The sequence below is a fragment of the Novosphingobium sp. PhB55 genome (assembly GCF_004368805.1).
GTDB lineage: Bacteria > Pseudomonadota > Alphaproteobacteria > Sphingomonadales > Sphingomonadaceae > Novosphingobium.
In genome coordinates, this window is the sequence record NZ_SODQ01000004.1 from 302,722 (window position 1) to 318,976 (window position 16,255).

A 16,255-nucleotide genomic window follows, 5' to 3' on the forward strand; every position below is an offset into this window, starting at 1 on the left:
GGTGCGACAGATGGATGACCGGACGCATGGCTACGACGTCTCGGTAGGCTACACTTACGGCTATTGCCGGGAAATGGCGCCTGCCTGGATGGATCTTGCCGCGGGAGCGGGCGAGACTTCGGCGGCAGGGGGCGGGCGCTTCCTGGAACTCGGGTGCGGGCAGGGCTTCGGACTGTGCCTGCTGGCGGCGGCCAATCCGGGCAGGGCGTTCGTCGGCATCGACCTGATGGCCGAGCATGTCGACCATGCGAACGGGATCGCGGCATCGGCCGGTCTTGCCAATGTGCAATTCGTCCAGGGAGACTTCGTCGAGCTGGCACGATCCTGGCCGGAGGCGCTGGGCCGGTTCGATCATGTCGCGCTCCACGGCGTCTACAGCTGGGTCACGGCGCCGGTGCGCCAGGCGCTGCTGCAGTGCATCGGGCAGGCGAGCGCGCCCGGGGCGCTGGTCTACATCGGCTACAATGCGCAGCCCGGCTGGCTGGCGACGATGCCCTTCCGGCACATGGCGCGGCTTATCCACGAAGAAGGGGCGGCGCCGGTGGCGGAAGTGCTGGACCGTTCGATCTCCCTGTTCGAACAGCTGCGCGGCGGGGGCGCTGCCACCTTCCAGTTGCTGCCCGGGCTCGGCGCGAGGCTGGATTCGCTGCGCAAGCGCGACATTGCCCAACTGGCCCACGAATATCTGCACGAAGGGTGGGAGCCGATGTGGCATTCGCAAGTCGCCCGCGAGGTGGCCGGGGCCGGGCTGGCCTTTGCGGGCTCGGCAACGCTGCCCGAAGCGCTGCTGCCCGCCTTCCTGCCTTCGGCTCTGCGCGACACGATCCTGGCACAGGGCGATCCGCTGCTGCGGCAGGACGTGCAGGACTTCGTCATCAACCAGTTCTATCGGCGCGACGTCTACCGGCGCGGCGAAGCGCCTGCCACGCCCACGCCCACGCTCACGCCCACGCCCGGCGAGCGGGCGGCGCAGACCCGCTTCCTTCTGCTCGATGCCCCTGCACCCGGGGCAACCCTGTCGGTGCGCACGCCCTTCGGCGAACTCGCGCTGCAACCGCCTGCCTATGCCGGGATCGTCGAGGCTCTGGCGGAACGATCGCTGACACTGGCGGAACTGGCAGTGCTGCCGAAGGCCGGCGGCAAGGATCTGACGGAAGTGCTGCAATTGGTGCTGATGCTGCTACATGCCGGAACGCTCGGCATTGAGGCGCCGCGCACTGACCACGCACCCGCCCAGCGCCTGAATGCGGCCATAGCGCGCGAAGCGGTACGCGGCATGCCTTACGACCATCTCGCGGCGCCGGCGATCGGCGGCGCCGTGCCTGTCGACTTTGCCGACCTCATGCTCATCGATGCCTGGCTCGCGCTTGGCGGCCTGGCCGACGAGACGGCGCTGTCCGAACGGCTGGTCCTTTCGCTCGCCGGATCCGGCAGGACGCTGCAGCGCGGCGGAAGCCCGCTCGAAGGCGTCCAGGAACGCCGCGAGGCACGCAGCCGCGCGCGGACATTCCTGGACCGTGACTTGCCGAGATGGCGAAGGCTCGGCGCGCTCGCCTGAGCGGGTGCCGGAGTCAGGTCAGGACGCGCCGCGCGAAGTTCGTGGCTGCGACGAGACCGTCCTGGCTCACGCCGTGGCCGATCCCCGGCGAGACATGCGTCTCTACCGGCACGCCGGTTTCGGTGAGGACGGTGGCGGCCATCTCCATCGAGCGGAACGGCACGACTTCATCCTCGGTGCCGTGGATGAGCAGGACCGGCGGGCGGCTGCGGATGTCCGCCTGCAGGCTTTCCGGCGCCACGAGCATGCCGGAAATGCCGACGATGCCGGCTGCTGCATCGGGGCGCCGAAGGCCGACGTGAAGCGCCATCATCGTTCCCTGGCTGAAGCCGACGAGAAGCAGGCGGTCGCTGGAAAGGCCGGCCTTTTCCAGTTCCGCCGTGATGAAGGCGTCCAACCCGGGCGCGGCCGCCGCCGCACCCGCGGCGCGCTCGGCCATCGAGAAGGTCTCGATCGGCCACCATTGGTAGGCGGCGGCCATGTGCGGCAGCTGAGAGGGGGCATTGGGCGCGACGAAGGCCGCGCCGGGAAGCATGGGCTGCATCGCGGCCGCCAGCGCGATGAGGTCATCGCCGTTGGAGCCATAGCCGTGGATCAGGACCACGAGCGCATCGGCACTGGAGCCGGAGAGGGGGGCAAGGCGGGGGCCGTCAAGCAAGGCGCATATCCTTTCGGCGGATCGGGGAGATCCTGGTCGCAACTCTGAGAGGCCGAAATTCGCCTGACGGCAAGCGTGAATTTCCCTTTCTAAAGTGCCACGGCGCCGAGAGCCTGCGGAGCGTTGCGAAATTCCGGCCGCCGGTTCCCGCCGCTGGCGGGCGGCTCAGTGTCCGGCGCGGGAAGGCGGCTCGCAAAGCGAAGCTGCCTGCTCGGCCAGCGCGAAGTCACCGGCCTGGAGCGCTGCACGCTTCGCGCTGGCACATTTTCCATCGGCCACGAGTGCGCCCACCGTCTCGCGAAGTTCCTGCCCCTTGCGGGCCTGCGCGAGATTTTCCTCGTCCTCCCGGCGCTGCTGGTTTTCGTTTCGCTGCCGCTCCAGTTCCTGGAAGGCGGAATAGCGCTGCCAGGCCGGGTTGTCGCTGGCCCCGCCGGATCGGACGCTGCAACTGGAGACATTACCCAGAAGGTAGCAGGTCGAGGTCTGGGCTGCAGATGGCAGCGACAGGAAGGCGGCAAGAGCGGCCGCGCCGGAAGCCAGCACAAACTTCATGGATTAAACCCCCTAAAGCGAAACCGCGAGGAACCGGCGCCGCGCAATTTCATGAGGCCCTTAAAGTAGCGCTTTGGCCCTCTCGTCAAGGTCTTGATCCTGCCATGATGCCGGGCGCGCGCAGTGGCACGTTACTTGGATAGTGGCCCGCGATGTTCATGGACTTTGTCACGGCCAGCGGAACTTCGACTGCGCGGAGCCCTTCCTAAGGGGTGGAGAACGTCCCCGAGCGGGCGGCAGAAACGGGAAAGCAACCGGATCGGCTGTTTCCCTTCATGCCCGATCACGGGGAAATTAAGTTTCCATAGATACAGTGGCCTTGCGTGCAAAACAGCGGATGTCTCATGTGATTGACTTTCAAAGCACTATTTTGGAGATGATTGCCAAGGGTCAGCCGCTATCCGAGACGGTGTATCGTCTTTGCCGTGAAGTTAATCGCCTGGCGCCGGATGTAATCTGCTCCGTTGTGACTGCTGATGCCGATGGATGCCTCCGTCCGCTGGCGGGTCCGGGGCTTCCTCCTGCCTTTTGCGATCTGGTCAGCGGCGTTGAAATCGGACCGACCATCGGGGCCTGCGGGGCCGCGCTCTATTTCGGGACCGAGGTGCTTTCCCAGGACATTGCGGAAGATCCGCATTGGGAGGGCTTTCGCGATCTCATCCTGCCGCTGGGAATACGCGCCTGCTGGTCGAGCCCGATCCTGGGGGCGAACCGCGAGCCGATAGCCACTTTTGCCTTCTACTTCGGAGAGAAACGCGGGCCGACCCAGAGCGAGCGGGAGATCGTCGATCAATGCGTCCACTTGTGCGCCATCGCGCTCGACCGGGAACGGCGGGTGGAAGACCATAACCGCCGCGCCCATACTGATGCCCTGACGGACTTGCCGAACCGGGCGGCTTTCAATGCCGCGCTTTCCGGCCTGAGCTGCGAGATCCCGGGCGCCTGGGCACTGGCGGTGATCGATCTCGACAACCTGAAAGTCACCAATGACGCCTTCGGCCACCAGGCTGGGGACAGCCTGCTGCAACTCGTGGCCAAATGTCTCTCCCGTGCAGCCGCGCCGGAGCCGCTGTTCCGGATCGGCGGGGACGAGTTCGCCGTGATCGTCCAGGACCCGGCCGCCCTGCGCGCGCTGGATGAGACCATGGCCGGCTACCTCGCGGCGCTGGCCCGCGCCGGCGGGCAGGTGGACAACCCCATCGTGCCGCGTGCCACCATCGGCTATGCCGAACTGGCCCCGGGCGACCTGCTGCCGGAGCGCGTGCGACAGAAGGCCGACTTTGCGCTCTATCACGCCAAGGATACCGCCCGCGGTTCCCACGTTCCCTACTCCGACGAAATCGGATCGCGCATCACCCGCAGGCTCGCTGCCGTTCGCGAGGTCGACGTCGCCTTGCGCGAGCACCGCATCGAGACGTTCTATCAGCCGATCGTCCTGATCGAGACCGGTGAGATCGTCGGCGTGGAAGCGCTTTGCCGCATGCGCAGCGGCGACCAGCTGGTGTCGGCCTCCGCCTTCCATGAGGCGACGTCCGACGCCGGCGTGGCGACGGCGCTGACCAGGCAGGTGATCTCACAAGTGGCCAGGGACGTCCGTGGCTGGCTCGATCTGGGGATCGCATTCCAGCATGTCGGCATCAATGTCTCGTCGGCCGACTTTCACAGCGGCACGATCTACGCGGTGCTAGCCGAGAGCTTCGACCGGGAGAATGTCCCGCTGAAGCATGTGATCGTGGAAGTGACCGAAGTGGTCTGCATGGATGACGACGCGGGGATCGTTCGCAAGTCCATGCAGGCGCTGCGTTCGCGGGGCATCCGGCTGGCGCTGGACGATTTCGGCACGGGCTATGCCTCGCTCACCCATCTGATGACGGTGCCGGTGGACATCATCAAGATCGACCGGAGTTTCGTGGAAGACCTCGTTTCGAGAGGCCCGAGCGCCGCCATCGTCGAGGGCGTCATCGGCATTGCCAAGCGGCTGGGCATCAAGGTGGTGGCCGAAGGAATCGAGAATGCCGACCAGGCCCGCGAGCTGCTGGCGCTCGGCTGCCTGCTGGGACAGGGTTTCCACTATTCGCGGGCGGTTCCGGCTGCGGAGGCGGGGGCGATGATGCTCAAGCTGGCGGAGACCGTCTAGCCGCCTGAGGGCAACCGCAGCCCGCCCTGTCAGGCCTTGAGGCTGGCAGGCATCCACACGTCGTTCGCGGGACGGCGAATGGAGCAGAGCTTCCGGGCGCCTTCCCAAAGTTCCGCCGAACGCTTCGAAGCCTCGCGGTGCGCGATGACGAGCGCGCCGGTCATGTCCGAAGCCTTGAATTCGAGACGCCGAGCCACGCCGATATCATCGTCCGAGAACTTCAAGGTATAGGTCTTCATACGTGGCTCCAGCTAACCGGATGTCGTTGCACGCAACCGGTAAAGCGTGATTCTGGTTAAAATTTCGACGGTTAAGGTTGGCAAAGGGCAAAAAGTTCCTGCGCGGCCGGGGCGAGAGCGCGGTGGGCGTCGGAACTTGCATTTTAACCGGCAAGCCGTTCGACCTGTCCAAACCATGCGCTGGCGAGAGCACCGCCGTCTGTGAAAGCCGGGAAGCTACCGCGATAAACAGGCGGCCGGGCAAGCGGGCGACCGGGAAGGCGCCCGAACCACACGCTCTCTTTCGGCGCCGGGACCTGGTTCGGAACCTTGCCGGTCTTGCGGCTTTGCCTTTGAGCGAGGAGGCGAGATGCGACGGAACATTTTCGGTGCAGGTCCGAGACCGGAAAGGGTTCGGCGTTTGAAGGTGCCCCCTTGTCTCTAGACGTCGGCGCCGCGCCGAAGTGGGAGCCGCGCACCCCGCTCCATGATCTTGCCGCAGCAGTGGGCGTCATGCGCGCCTGGCGAAGCGCCGAGGGAACCGAGTGTCTGGTTGCCGACGAAGTGCTCGTCTCGGTGCTGGGTGCGCTGGGCTATGCGGCCGGGTCGGACGACGAGATCAGGCAGAGCTTCTCCCGTTGGCGGGAAGAGGCTCTGGCGCTTCCCGGTCTGATAACGGCGGAGCAAGGATCGCCCGTCCGCTTGCCCAAGGCGCTTGCCCACTTGCACCGGGTGGATCTCGTTTCGGAGGACAGCTGCACTTCGCGCGCCTTGCCTGCGCACGATGGGCTGGTCATGGCGATCGAGGAGCCCGGCTATTATCACCTCCATGCCGGTGGCCAGTCGGTTCGGTTGGCGGTCGCTCCGCACCGTGCCTTCTCGCTCGGCCATGACCTTCATGGATTGAGGACATGGGGGGCGGCCATCCAGATCCCTTCGCTGAGGAAGCACGGCCCCGCGCCATTCGGCGACCTGGGGGCGCTGGCGGATGCCGCGGTCCGCTTTGCAGGGCTTGGCGCCGACGCGCTCGCGATCAGTCCGGTACATGCGGTCTTCGCCGGTCAGTCGAGTGGGTTCAGCCCCTATGCCCCATCGAGCCGCCTGTTCCTGAACGCCGCGCTGGCTGCGCCCGAACTCGCGGGCCTGGAGCCTTACGCGGAGCCGGAGGGTGCTGCCCTGATCGACTGGGACGAAGCCCTGCCGCGGCGCCTGGCATCGATGCGAAAGCTCCATGCCGCTTGCGGCAGCGAGGTACGGGAACAAGTCGATGCCTGGGCTGCAAAGGTAGCGGGTGCCTATGGTCATGCCCTGTTCGATGCGCTTTCGCTGCATTTTGCGGCGCATGGCCGGGGCTGGAAGAACTGGCCCTCCGGCTATCACGATCCCTCCGGCAGGGAGGCGAAACGGTTTGCCGGGGACCATGCGGAGGAGATCCGGTTCCACCTCTTCGCGCAGTGGCTTGCCGCGCGGTCGATGAAGTGCGTGCAGCAGTCCGCGCTGGAGGCCGGGATGAAGATCGGCATCGTCAAGGATCTCGCGGTCGGGATCGATCCGCTAGGCAGCGATGCCTGGGCGATGCAGGAGAGTGTCCTTTCCGGGCTGACCATCGGCGCCCCGCCGGACCCGCTTGGCCCGGATGGGCAGAACTGGGGGCTGACCAGCTTCTCGCCGCGTGGGTTGGTGGCCAGCGGGTTCGAACCGTGGCTGGCCATGCTGCGCGCGGGGCTGCGCGATGCGGGCGGCTTGCGGATCGACCATGCCTTCGGGCTGGCGCGACTATGGGTGATCCCGGAGGGTGAGCCGGCCAGCAAGGGCGCCTACCTCAACTATCCCATTCACGACCTGACGCGCCTGGTCGCGCTGGAATCGTACCGTGCCCAGGCCTTGATCGTGGCGGAAGACCTGGGCACGCGGCCTCCGGGCTTCGACCATCTGCTGAGCGACCGGGAATTTCTGGGCATGCGCGTGCTCTGGTTCGAACGTGACGACGACGGAGGCTTCCAGGCCGCGTCCCGCTACGACCGTTCGAGTGCGGCGATGACCGGAACGCACGACACGGCGACCGTGGCAGGCTGGTGGTCCGGCCGTGACCTCGAATGGAACCGTGCCCTCGGGCGCGGCGCGGCAGGCGAGGCTGCGGACGACCGGCGATCCGCCGACCGGGCGGCGCTGTGGCGCACGATCGGCGAAGGAAAGCCTCAGCCTCTGCCGAGCGAACCGGCCGACGCCGTCGACGCGGCGATCCGCGAGATTGCGCGGGCGGGGTCCGACCTCGCTATCGTGCCGCTGGAAGATATCCTCGGCCTGGAGGAACAGCCGAACCTTCCGGGCACCGTGGACGAACACCCCAACTGGCGCCGCCGCATGGCCGCGCCGCTCGATGCGATCCTGGACGGTGAGCGCGTCGCGGCGCGGATCGCGATGCTGGATGGGCGGCGCAGCATGGCATTTCCCGAGGAGGAGGCCGCGAGCCGGTCTGCACCGCCCGCCGTTTGAAGGGGCGCGCCTGCCGTCAGCGGCCCTGCAGCAGGCTGCTCTTGAGCGTCAGCTGCAACGTGACCGAGCGCGGGGGGCTGGCCGTGCCCAGCACGTCGCCCTGAACCGTCGCGGCGGTGCCCGTCCCGCTGGCGGTGGCGCCCACGACCGAGCCGGCGACGACATAGAGCCTGTTCGTGAGATTGCGGCCGATCAGCGCCAGTTCCCACGGTTTGTCCTCCCCGCCGTTCAGGGTTACCGCACCGTTGAGCAGCCAGTAGGAGCCCTGGCGGTTCAGCGGATTGGCTTCCGTCTGGGTGATGTAGCTGCTCGAATAGCTGGTATCGACGGCCAGGGTGCCGCCCAGACGTTCGGAGAAACTGTGGTCGTAGGCGGCGCCCGCGGTCAGCGTGAACAGCGGTGCGCGGAACAGCCGCTGTCCGGTCTGGTCCTGATCCTGATAGGGGTTCGCTGCCGTGCCGTATGTGGAGGCGGCGAGGCTCGGATTGCGGGGGTTGAGATTGCAGCCGGCGGCCACGGACTGGCCGGCGTAGCATCCGCCGATAAAGTCGGTGTAGCGCGAGTGGTTGTAGGCCGCCGCCGCATTGAGCGAGAGCCCCGCAAGCGCGTCCGGCCGCAGGGTCACGCTGGCCTCCACGCCCTCGATCTCCGCGCCCCCGGCGTTCTGCGTCAGCTGCGTGAAGGAGGCATTGTCGTAGCGCGAAAGCTGGAGGCCGGAATATTTGTAGTAGTAGCCGACGAGGTCGAACAGGATTTGTCGTCCGGCGAGGTATCCCTTGATCCCGGCTTCGCCGCCTTTCGCGGTCATCTGGCCATAGGACAAATCCACGCGGGGAAGCGAAGGGTTCGCCTGCGAGCGCAGTGTCGTGGGCACTGTGTTGAAGCCGCCGGAAGTGAAGCCCTCGCGATAGGCCGCATAGAGCGTGAGGTCGTTGCTCGGCCGCCAGGTGAGGGTGACTTCCGGCGAGAAGTCCTCGTAAGTCCGCCGCGGGTTCAGCACGTCGATCGGGCTGGCGAAGGAAGTGCCCTGGAGGGACTTGTCCTCCCACGAATAGCGACCACCCGCCGCCAGTTCGAGGTCGTCGGCCAGCTTGTAGCGGCCTTGTCCGAAGACCGAATAGGCGCTGGTATGCACGTCATAGAAAGTGGAGCCGACGAGGAAAGGCCGGGTCGTCCCGCCGAAGTCGACGGCGAAGGCCTGCCGGATCTTGAAGTGCGCGTCCTGGAAGAAACCGCCGAAGAGCAGGTTGAACGGCCCGTCGAAGTCGGTCGCGACGCGGATTTCCTGGCTCACCCCGTCCGCGACGATGTCGTTCGATGCGCCGAAATAGGGGACATTGGAGAAGGTGAAGGGATCGACCGACTTTTCCCCGAGGCGGTAATAGCCGGTTACCGACGACAGCGTGAGTTCGTCGGTAAGGTCCTGGTCGATCGACAGGGAGGCGAGGAACTGGGTCGACTTCACGAAGGGGACGCCGTCACCCAGCGTCGGGTCCAGCGCCGTCATCCGGGCGGGCAGGATCACGCTGTAGAACTTGCGGTTCAGCTTGCAGTCGATGGCGCCGGACAGCCGGCTGACGCCGCCCGGGCAGAAGACGATCTGCGACCCGCCGGTCGGCCCCACACCGTCGCGGGTGCGGCGGCCATAAGCGACTTTGGCGGTGGCCCTGGTGGCGCCGCTCGGCGAATGGAAGGACAGCGTGCCGCGCACGAACACGTCTTCGGCATTGTAGCTGTCTGCCGCCGGGCCGGGCGTGACGCCGGCGATCGGCACCGCGACATTGCGGAACCAGCCATCCTCCTTCGAGTAGTAGCCCACCACGCGGGCGCCGACAGTCTCGGTCAGCGGCGCCGAGACGGAGCCTTCCACGAAGCGCTGGTCGGCTGCGAATTCGTAGCCGGTGCGCAGCTTCGCCTCGAAACTGGAGCCCGGATCCTGGGATACCAGCGAGATGATGCCGCCGGGGCTGTTCTTGCCGTAGAACAGGGCCTGCGGCCCCTTGAGCACTTCGACGCGGGAGAGGTCGATCTGGCCAAGGCGGATCGCGTTTCCGTAGCTGATCGGGATGCCGTCTATGTTGAGGGTGACTGCCGTTTCGGTCGAAGGATTGGAAATGCCGGAGCCGATACCGCGCAAGTTGATCGAGCCGCCCACCTGGTTCTGCGATTCCGCGATGACGAGCTGCGGCACCTGCTGGCTGATCGAGGTGAGCGTGACCGTGGCATAGCGCTGGAGCTGCTCCTGGGACAGCGCCGAGACCGCGACCGGGACGTCCAGCAGGCGTTCGCTGCGCTTGCGGGCCGTGACGATGATCTCGCCCGATCCGGCAGCGGCGGCACTGGGAGGCGCTTCCTGGGCGCGGACTTCAGGCGAGGTGAGAGATATGCCGAGAATTGCCGCGGCAAAGCCCACCGCCAGTTGTTGCCTGTCCATCGTCTTCTCTCCGCCGCACATGAACGGCGAGGGTTGGTGGACAGGCATTTTGTGTCAATCGACCGGAAGCCAATGATCGGCGGGGCGACGTTTGCTTCCTCTCCAGTCAAGTCATCATGGGATCAGGCGCAAGCAGCACCCCCTTATTCGTTCCAATGCGCCTGAATGAAGCGCCGAATTTCCGCCTCCAGTTCCGCGTCTTCCGGAGTGCCGCCCATGAAGCCGCCATGCGGCATCGCCTCGAAGACGTGAAGTTCGGCCGCCACGCCCGCCTGCCGCAGCGCGCGGTGCATCCTGACGGTGTTCGACAGGAAAAGGTCGCGCGTGCCGGATTGCAGGAATGTCGGCGGGAAGCCCTGCAGGTCCGCGAACAGCGGGGAGAGGCAGGGATCGGCGAGATCGGCGCCGCCTGCATAGAGACGGTTGTTCGAGGGCAGCGGGCGTGGCAGCACCACGTCGAGCATGCGGTTGGTCTCGAAGCTGTCCCCGGATTCGGTCAGGTCCACTTGCGGCGAGAGCAGAATGAGGCTGGCCGGCATCGGCAGGCCTTCCTCCCGCGCCCTGAGCAGCATGGCCGCAGCCAGGTTGCCTCCGGCGGAGCGGCCGCAGATGGCGATGCTGCCCGGAGCATGGCGTTCCAGAACGACGCGATAGGCCGCCAGGGAATCGTCCAGCGCGGCCGGATAGGGATGCCCGGGCGGCATCCGGTAATCGACGCCGTAGCAGGCGATGCCATGCTGATCGGCCTGGCGGCACGCGCCGATGCGGCAGGCCTCTCCGCCGCCGACGACGAGGGCGCCGCCGTGGAAGTCGATCAAAGCCCTGCTGTCTTCGGCCGGAGCCTCCGGCATCGCGACGTGCATCGTGGCACCGCCCTGTTCCATGGTCGTTGCGGCGGCGCGCAGGCTGCCGGCGAGACCTTGCACGGCGGCGGCGTATTGCGCGTCCGCTGCGGCCTTCATGCGCATCCAGCCCGCGAAATCGTCCGGTTGCGGCATCTCGTAGTGGGCATGGAGGGGGATGCCGTCCTCGCCGACGAGACGAGCCAGCGCCGCCTGCGCCTCTTCGCTGATCGACCGGGGGATCGGGATCGCCCTGGGTCCGAGCTTCACGGCGCCTTTGTCGCCGGTCTTGCTGCGATCCGTGCCGCCGTTGCCCGCTTTGCTATTGTTCATTGTCTCGCCGCATGCTTGTTCGTCCATGACCAAGTGTTCGATATCGCGTCGAAAGGCGGCCGGATGGCGTTCACTATGTCCTGCCGCCAGCGCCCGTGCAAGCCGTGCCGCCTGGCCCCAACGATCGGAAAGACCATCATGACGCTGCCGGATATCCTAGTGCCTACCTACCTCCAGATGCTCGGCGCCTTGTCGGCATGGCTCGGCAAGGCCGAAGCCGGCGATCAGGCCGATGCGCTGATGGCGGCGCGCCTGGCTCCCGACATGTTTCCTCTGTCCACCCAGGTCCGCTTCGCCTGCGTCCAGGCACAGGAAGGCATGTTCAGGCTGCGCGGGGAGCCTCTTCCGCCCTCGATCGCGGAACTGCTCGACGAAGGACGCAAAGGGGGAGAGCAGCCCGGCTCGATTGCCGAGGCGCGCACCAGGATCGCCGAGACCGTGGCGATCGTGGAGCAGGCGGCGGTCGGCATGCCTGAGGTCGATCCGGCAGCCGCCATCGCTCACGCCCTGCCGCAGGGCATGGTCTTCGATCTGGACGCGGCCCAATATGTCCGCGACTGGGCGCTGCCGCAGTTCTACTTCCACGTCATGACCGCCTACGCCATCCTTCGCGCCCAAGGCGTGGACCTGGGCAAGGCGGACTATGTCGCGCACATGTTCCCTTACCTCCGGCCGGGCACCATGCCCGGGCAATAAGCGCGGACCGAAGCTGTCACGGGTTCACGCTTCGGCGGCCGCGCGCTGACGGGCGCGGCTCGCCTCCGCCATGTGCCGTTTCCAGCGCTGGCGCAGGGTGCTGGCCCGGACTCCGTGCCGATCGTCCAGGAACTCCGCCTGGAGCACGCGGTCGGCGCGGAAGTGGCGGAAGTCCTCGCGCATTTCGCACCAGGCTGCCAGCATGCGGGCATTTTCCATGAAGCCCACGATCACCGGCCAGATGGTGCGCCGGGAGGTCCGGCCCTGCTCGTCACGATAGTCGAGGACGATCTTGCGCCCCTCGTGGATCCAGGTGCGGGTGCGGGCCAGGTCGATGCCGTCAGGCGCCATGGACCGGCCCGGCCACTGCCCGCTGGACGGCGTGCCGATGGAGGGCGTGGCGATGACCGAGCGCAAGCGTTCGGGCGCGACGCAGGTGATCTTGGCGATGAGGTCCCGCGCGGCGCGGGCCAGCACCGGATCGCCGCGGCCCATCACCCATTGTGCGCCCAGCACGGCAGCCTCGATCTCGTCCGTCGTCAGCATCAGCGGCGGCATGTCGAACGCGTCGTCGAGGATATAGCCGAAGCCGGTCTCGCCGCGGATCGGCACGCGCTGCCCGACGAGGTCGGCGATGTCGCGATAGACGGTGCGCTGCGAGACTTCGAGTTCGCCGGCGATCTCTCCCGCCGTCACCGCCCGCGACGACCGCCTGAGGATCTGGATGATCTGGAAAAGTCGGTCCGCCCGTCGCATCGCATGCCTCCTACTGACAATATGCTGTCAGTAGGGCTTCTCTATCGGGAACTTCGCGGCGTGACCATGCACCGCGAGAATTCCAGGAGACCTACCGATGCTCACTTTGTTCCATGCGCCGAATTCGCGTTCCTCCCGCATCGTCTGGATGCTGGAGGAATTGGGCGCGTCCTACGAAATCCGGCCAGTGACCATCTTTCGCCCGATGACGGGAGAGGGCACTCCGGACGCATCCAACCCCCATCCCGAGAAGCGCGTGCCGGCGCTGGACCACGACGGTGTCTTTCTGGCAGAATCGCAGGCCATCGCCCTCTACCTCGCGGATGCCTTTCCCGAGCAGGGCCTGGCGCCGAAGCCCGGCGATCCGCGCCGCGGTGAATACCTGACCTGGATGGCCTGGTATGTGGCGGAAATGGAGCCGGCTCTCTTTGCCGGATTTACGGGAGAACTCGAAGGATCGCCAGAGAAGCGGCGCGGCTACGATGCGGTGCTGCGAAAGCTGGCCAGTGCCTTTGCGGCGGGTCCCTACGTCATGGGCGAGCAGTTTACGGCTGCCGACATTCTCATCGGCAGCGCGCTGAACTTCGCCCGCCGGGCGTTCCCCGAGGATGCCGCGATGGACGCCTATGTCGCGCGGTGCCGCAAGCGCCCCGCCGCCCAGCAGGCATTGGCGCGGGACGGTGCCGCCGGTCTGCAGAACGCGGCCTGACCCTACTGACGGCACCATCGCCCGGCCCGGCGATGGCGCCTTCGGCAAACCGGACTTCACGATGGACCGGGAGCTTGCGAAAAGGCCGGCGCAGGCTCGGGAGCCTGGCCGGCCAGGGCAGCCTGGTCCATTGTGGAATTCGGACAGGCCTTCGGGTCGCATGGGGAAACTGGCGCGGGGCAAGTGCCGGGTCGATCCGGGAAATTCCCGGTGTTCCGAAATTGGGGGCCGGAAACCTAGACCGCTTCCCCGCGGCTGAGAGCGATGAGCTGGGCCAGGCCGTTGGTCCTTGTCTTGGTGACGATGGCCGCGCGGTGATCTTCCACCGTCCGCGCGGAGATCGCCAGGCGCTCGGCGATCTCCTTGTTGGAGTGGCCGCGCACCAGCAGGTCGAACACGTCGCGCTCGCGCCGGGTGAAGGCGGCGGTCATGGCGGCGATGCGCCGCTCCCGCGCGGACCAGCCCAGGCCTTCGGCCACGGCGGCGATCAGGCGCGGTTCGTCGATCGGCTTTTCGAGATAGTCGATCCCGCCGTGGCGGCGCACCGCATCGACGGCATGGGCGGTCGTCGGCCAGGCGGTCATGAACACCAGCGACACGGCCGGATCGCGGGCGCGCAAGACGTCGGCGAAGGCAAAGCCGTCCATCTCGCCCATCTGGATGTCGCTGATGACGCAGCCGAATGCGCAATCGGGCAGGATGGCCAGAAGCGCCCGGGGGTCCGTGAAGGCCCGCGCATCCATCCGGTTGCGCGCCAGTAATCGCGCCACGCTGGCGCCGAGATCGGCATCGTCGTCCAGCACGGCGACGAGAGGGGCGGCGGGAGAGGTGGCGGGGTCGGTCATGGCAGGGGTCCGGCGACGAGGGGCAGGGACAGAACGAAGCGCGCGGTATCGACGTCGTCCTGCCGGACGAGCGTGCCGCCATGCGCCTCCACGATGGTGCGGGCAATGACGAGACCGATCCCCATGCCCGCCCCCAGGGGCTGAGCGTCGGTTTTCCGTGCGGCCAGGAGCGGATTGGTCACTTCGATGCGGACTTCGTCGGCGACGGCCCCGGCGCGCAGCGCGATCGCTTCGCCGGGGCTGGCCGCGACGGCGTTGCGCAGCAGGTTCACAAGGGCCTGCGTCAGTTCGATCTCCTGCGCCTGAACGGCAAGGTCCGGGGCGATGCCGAGACAATCGATCCGGCCGCCTGACGCGCGTAACTCGGCCGCGACGATCTGGCAGGCGGTCTGCAGCAACATCGAAACGGGCAGCAGCGAAGGCTCGTCCACGTCGCGGCCGCCGAAGCGGCGCAGGCGGCGCACGAGGTCGGATAAGTCGCGCGCCTTGCGATCGACCAGCGCGGCGCTCTCGGCGATGTCGGCGTCAAGATGTTCGGTCGCCCGGGCGAGGTGGCCGGCCTCGATGGCCAGGGTGGAGAGCGGCTGGCTGATCTCGTGGATCACCGCCACCGACATCGCTCTCAGGGTCTTGAGTCGCTCGGCCTGGAACAGCAGGCGGTTGCGTCTCTCCAGCATGATCCGCGCGGTCTTCTGCGCGTCGGAGAAGCTCCCCGCGAGCCAGGTGACCAGCACGACCGCGGCAATGCCCAGATGCAGCTCCAGCCGCGTCGCATCGTCCAACCGGCCGGACGAATAGGGAAGGAAGGCCAGGACTTGCGCCACGATCGCCAGCCAGGCGGCAATGCGGCCGTGGCGCAGGCCGATCCAGGCGCCCGCCAGCAGTCCCGGCGCCGGCTGCGCGCCCAGCCCGGCGCGCCACAGGGCAATCGTCAGCAGCAGGCAGCCCGACAGGACGAGCGCATCCTCCAGTACCGCACGCCGCGCGGGCGGCCGGGGCAGAGCCTGCCGCGGGCCGCCCGTCAACGCCGCGATCCACAGCAGGGGCGGCGCCAGCACGAGGATGCCGAGCAGGTCTCCCACGGCTAGCCCGGTAAGCGAGATCGCGATGTCCACACCGATGCGGTATCGCCCGGCATCGGCCGGCAGCAGGGCGTCGATGGGCGCCACGAGCAGGGCATTGAGCGCCGGTGCCGCAACCGCGGCCAGCCCCATCATCATCGGCGGCAGCGAAAAGGTGTCGTCCTTGCTCCGCGCAATCCCGCGCGTGACGGCCAGCGCCAAGCCATACGTCAGCCCCGGCCGCATCGCGCCGATCACCGCCTGAAGCAGGCCCGGAGCCCCGATGTCGATGACGCCGGCGCTGAAGTCTGCGGCCAGTTCGGCAAGGACCAGCCAGGGCGCGAAGCGGGCGCCCCGGCTCCACAGCACCGCGAAACGCAGACCAGCGGGCGGGTACCATAGCGAGAAGAAGCCCGCACCGCTCCAGGGGCTGGCCGTCCAGTGCAGCAGCGCGAACGCGAGCGCGTAGAGGACCAGCAGAGGCAGATCGCTCGCCCGCAAATCTATCATTCGCCCCTTTATCCGGCGGTCATGATGGTGTGGGAGCGCAGTCATCGGCGCAAGCTGTGGCAGATCGCAAGGCGCGGATAAACCCGGAGGTTTTACGGTAGCGGGACGATCGCGCCCCGGAGCGGACGAACCGCGGGTTCCTGTTGCCCGGCACACTTATCGACAAGGCGAGGCAGGGCAAGGCAGCCTTCGGCCGCCTCATCGTTTTCTGAGTCATGACAAATGACACCATCAGCCGCGGTACCCTTCGCGAACTGCTGGATGCTCTGGAAGCGAGCATTCCCGGTTACTGGATCGACGGGCCCTATCCGCCGACATCCCGGGGCGGGGTGAGCAACTGGCAGGCCATGGCCTATCCGAAGGGCGCATCCGAAATGGCCGGCATGCTCGCGGCCAAGCGGCGGATCGACGAGCTGAAGGCGCGCAACCCCATCGTCGTCTGGTAAGCGG

14 protein-coding genes are annotated in these 16,255 nt (G+C 67.1%); 6 read left to right on the plus strand and 8 right to left on the minus strand.

What is annotated here, in order from left to right; translation table 11 throughout:
- Positions 1 to 10 precede the first annotated feature (10 nt).
- Positions 11 to 1,558, plus strand: coding sequence for a class I SAM-dependent methyltransferase (locus EDF57_RS11580; RefSeq protein ID WP_166675252.1), 1,548 nt, complete (start codon positions 11 to 13; stop codon positions 1,556 to 1,558).
- Between the two features lie 13 nt (positions 1,559 to 1,571).
- Here the strand turns inward: EDF57_RS11580 and EDF57_RS11585 are convergent, their stop codons facing one another.
- The gene (locus EDF57_RS11585) at positions 1,572 to 2,216 is read right to left on the minus strand and encodes a prolyl oligopeptidase family serine peptidase (RefSeq protein ID WP_134094366.1); all 645 of its coding nucleotides are present in this window, start codon (positions 2,214 to 2,216) and stop codon (positions 1,572 to 1,574) included.
- Positions 2,217 to 2,381: 165 nt separating this feature from the next.
- Positions 2,382 to 2,768 (minus strand): hypothetical protein, encoded by a 387-nt coding sequence (locus tag EDF57_RS11590; protein WP_134094367.1) that lies wholly within the window; start codon positions 2,766 to 2,768, stop codon positions 2,382 to 2,384.
- Positions 2,769 to 3,144: 376 nt separating this feature from the next.
- Between EDF57_RS11590 and EDF57_RS11595 the strand changes: the two genes are divergently transcribed.
- Entirely contained in the window at positions 3,145 to 4,905 is a 1,761-nt protein-coding gene (locus EDF57_RS11595) for a GGDEF domain-containing protein (protein WP_243841019.1), read from the plus strand.
- A gap of 29 nt (positions 4,906 to 4,934) precedes the next feature.
- Here the strand turns inward: EDF57_RS11595 and EDF57_RS11600 are convergent, their stop codons facing one another.
- The gene (locus tag EDF57_RS11600) at positions 4,935 to 5,144 is read right to left on the minus strand and encodes a hypothetical protein (RefSeq protein WP_132266810.1); all 210 of its coding nucleotides are present in this window, start codon (positions 5,142 to 5,144) and stop codon (positions 4,935 to 4,937) included.
- A gap of 414 nt (positions 5,145 to 5,558) precedes the next feature.
- Here EDF57_RS11600 and malQ point away from each other — a divergent pair, with 414 nt between their 5' ends.
- Positions 5,559 to 7,619 (plus strand): 4-alpha-glucanotransferase, encoded by a 2,061-nt coding sequence (malQ, locus tag EDF57_RS11605; RefSeq protein ID WP_243841020.1) that lies wholly within the window; start codon positions 5,559 to 5,561, stop codon positions 7,617 to 7,619.
- A 16-nt stretch (positions 7,620 to 7,635) separates the two neighbouring features.
- Here the strand turns inward: malQ and EDF57_RS11610 are convergent, their stop codons facing one another.
- Both EDF57_RS11610 and EDF57_RS11615 read right to left on the minus strand, forming a co-directional pair.
- Positions 7,636 to 10,053 carry a TonB-dependent receptor gene (locus EDF57_RS11610; protein WP_134094369.1) on the minus strand — a complete coding sequence of 806 codons (2,418 nt, stop codon included), beginning with the start codon at positions 10,051 to 10,053 and terminating at the stop codon, positions 7,636 to 7,638.
- A 143-nt stretch (positions 10,054 to 10,196) separates the two neighbouring features.
- Positions 10,197 to 11,228: an alpha/beta hydrolase gene (locus tag EDF57_RS11615; protein ID WP_134094370.1), complete on the minus strand. Its 1,032-nt coding sequence runs from the start codon at positions 11,226 to 11,228 to the stop codon at positions 10,197 to 10,199.
- A gap of 138 nt (positions 11,229 to 11,366) precedes the next feature.
- Between EDF57_RS11615 and EDF57_RS11620 the strand changes: the two genes are divergently transcribed.
- Complete coding sequence (locus EDF57_RS11620) at positions 11,367 to 11,924, plus strand: DUF1993 domain-containing protein (RefSeq protein WP_134094371.1); 558 nt, start codon at positions 11,367 to 11,369, stop codon at positions 11,922 to 11,924.
- Between the two features lie 24 nt (positions 11,925 to 11,948).
- Here EDF57_RS11620 and EDF57_RS11625 read toward each other — a convergent pair whose 3' ends face one another.
- Complete coding sequence (locus EDF57_RS11625) at positions 11,949 to 12,680, minus strand: YafY family protein (RefSeq protein WP_134094372.1); 732 nt, start codon at positions 12,678 to 12,680, stop codon at positions 11,949 to 11,951.
- A gap of 97 nt (positions 12,681 to 12,777) precedes the next feature.
- On the opposite strand from EDF57_RS11625, the gene EDF57_RS11630 reads away from it, so the two are divergent.
- Positions 12,778 to 13,389 carry a glutathione S-transferase family protein gene (locus EDF57_RS11630; RefSeq protein WP_134094373.1) on the plus strand — a complete coding sequence of 204 codons (612 nt, stop codon included), beginning with the start codon at positions 12,778 to 12,780 and terminating at the stop codon, positions 13,387 to 13,389.
- A gap of 236 nt (positions 13,390 to 13,625) precedes the next feature.
- Here EDF57_RS11630 and EDF57_RS11635 read toward each other — a convergent pair whose 3' ends face one another.
- Together EDF57_RS11635 and EDF57_RS11640 are read right to left on the minus strand one after the other, a co-directional pair.
- Entirely contained in the window at positions 13,626 to 14,234 is a 609-nt protein-coding gene (locus tag EDF57_RS11635; RefSeq protein ID WP_134094374.1) for a response regulator, read from the minus strand.
- Positions 14,231 to 15,805: a HAMP domain-containing sensor histidine kinase gene (locus EDF57_RS11640; protein WP_208324851.1), complete on the minus strand. Its 1,575-nt coding sequence runs from the start codon at positions 15,803 to 15,805 to the stop codon at positions 14,231 to 14,233. The genes EDF57_RS11635 and EDF57_RS11640 overlap by 4 nt, the downstream gene beginning before the upstream one ends.
- Positions 15,806 to 16,020: 215 nt before the next feature.
- Between EDF57_RS11640 and EDF57_RS11645 the strand changes: the two genes are divergently transcribed.
- On the plus strand, positions 16,021 to 16,251 hold the full coding sequence (locus tag EDF57_RS11645) for a hypothetical protein (protein WP_132266798.1): 231 nt from the start codon (positions 16,021 to 16,023) through the stop codon (positions 16,249 to 16,251).
- Positions 16,252 to 16,255: the final 4 nt, after the last annotated feature.

Bases quoted from the DNA above. Each gene is read 5' to 3' on its own strand.
- EDF57_RS11580 (WP_166675252.1), top strand. From the start codon at position 11: ATGGATGACCGGACGCATGGCTACGACGTCTCGGTAGGCTACACTTAC.
- EDF57_RS11590 (WP_134094367.1), bottom strand. From the start codon at position 2,768: ATGAAGTTTGTGCTGGCTTCCGGCGCGGCCGCTCTTGCCGCCTTCCTG.
- EDF57_RS11595 (WP_243841019.1), top strand. From the start codon at position 3,145: ATGATTGCCAAGGGTCAGCCGCTATCCGAGACGGTGTATCGTCTTTGC.
- EDF57_RS11600 (WP_132266810.1), bottom strand. From the start codon at position 5,144: ATGAAGACCTATACCTTGAAGTTCTCGGACGATGATATCGGCGTGGCT.
- EDF57_RS11610 (WP_134094369.1), bottom strand. From the start codon at position 10,053: ATGGACAGGCAACAACTGGCGGTGGGCTTTGCCGCGGCAATTCTCGGC.
- EDF57_RS11615 (WP_134094370.1), bottom strand. From the start codon at position 11,228: ATGAACAATAGCAAAGCGGGCAACGGCGGCACGGATCGCAGCAAGACC.
- EDF57_RS11620 (WP_134094371.1), top strand. From the start codon at position 11,367: ATGACGCTGCCGGATATCCTAGTGCCTACCTACCTCCAGATGCTCGGC.
- EDF57_RS11625 (WP_134094372.1), bottom strand. From the start codon at position 12,680: ATGCGACGGGCGGACCGACTTTTCCAGATCATCCAGATCCTCAGGCGG.
- EDF57_RS11630 (WP_134094373.1), top strand. From the start codon at position 12,778: ATGCTCACTTTGTTCCATGCGCCGAATTCGCGTTCCTCCCGCATCGTC.
- EDF57_RS11635 (WP_134094374.1), bottom strand. From the start codon at position 14,234: ATGACCGACCCCGCCACCTCTCCCGCCGCCCCTCTCGTCGCCGTGCTG.
- EDF57_RS11640 (WP_208324851.1), bottom strand. From the start codon at position 15,805: ATGATAGATTTGCGGGCGAGCGATCTGCCTCTGCTGGTCCTCTACGCG.
- EDF57_RS11645 (WP_132266798.1), top strand. From the start codon at position 16,021: ATGACAAATGACACCATCAGCCGCGGTACCCTTCGCGAACTGCTGGAT.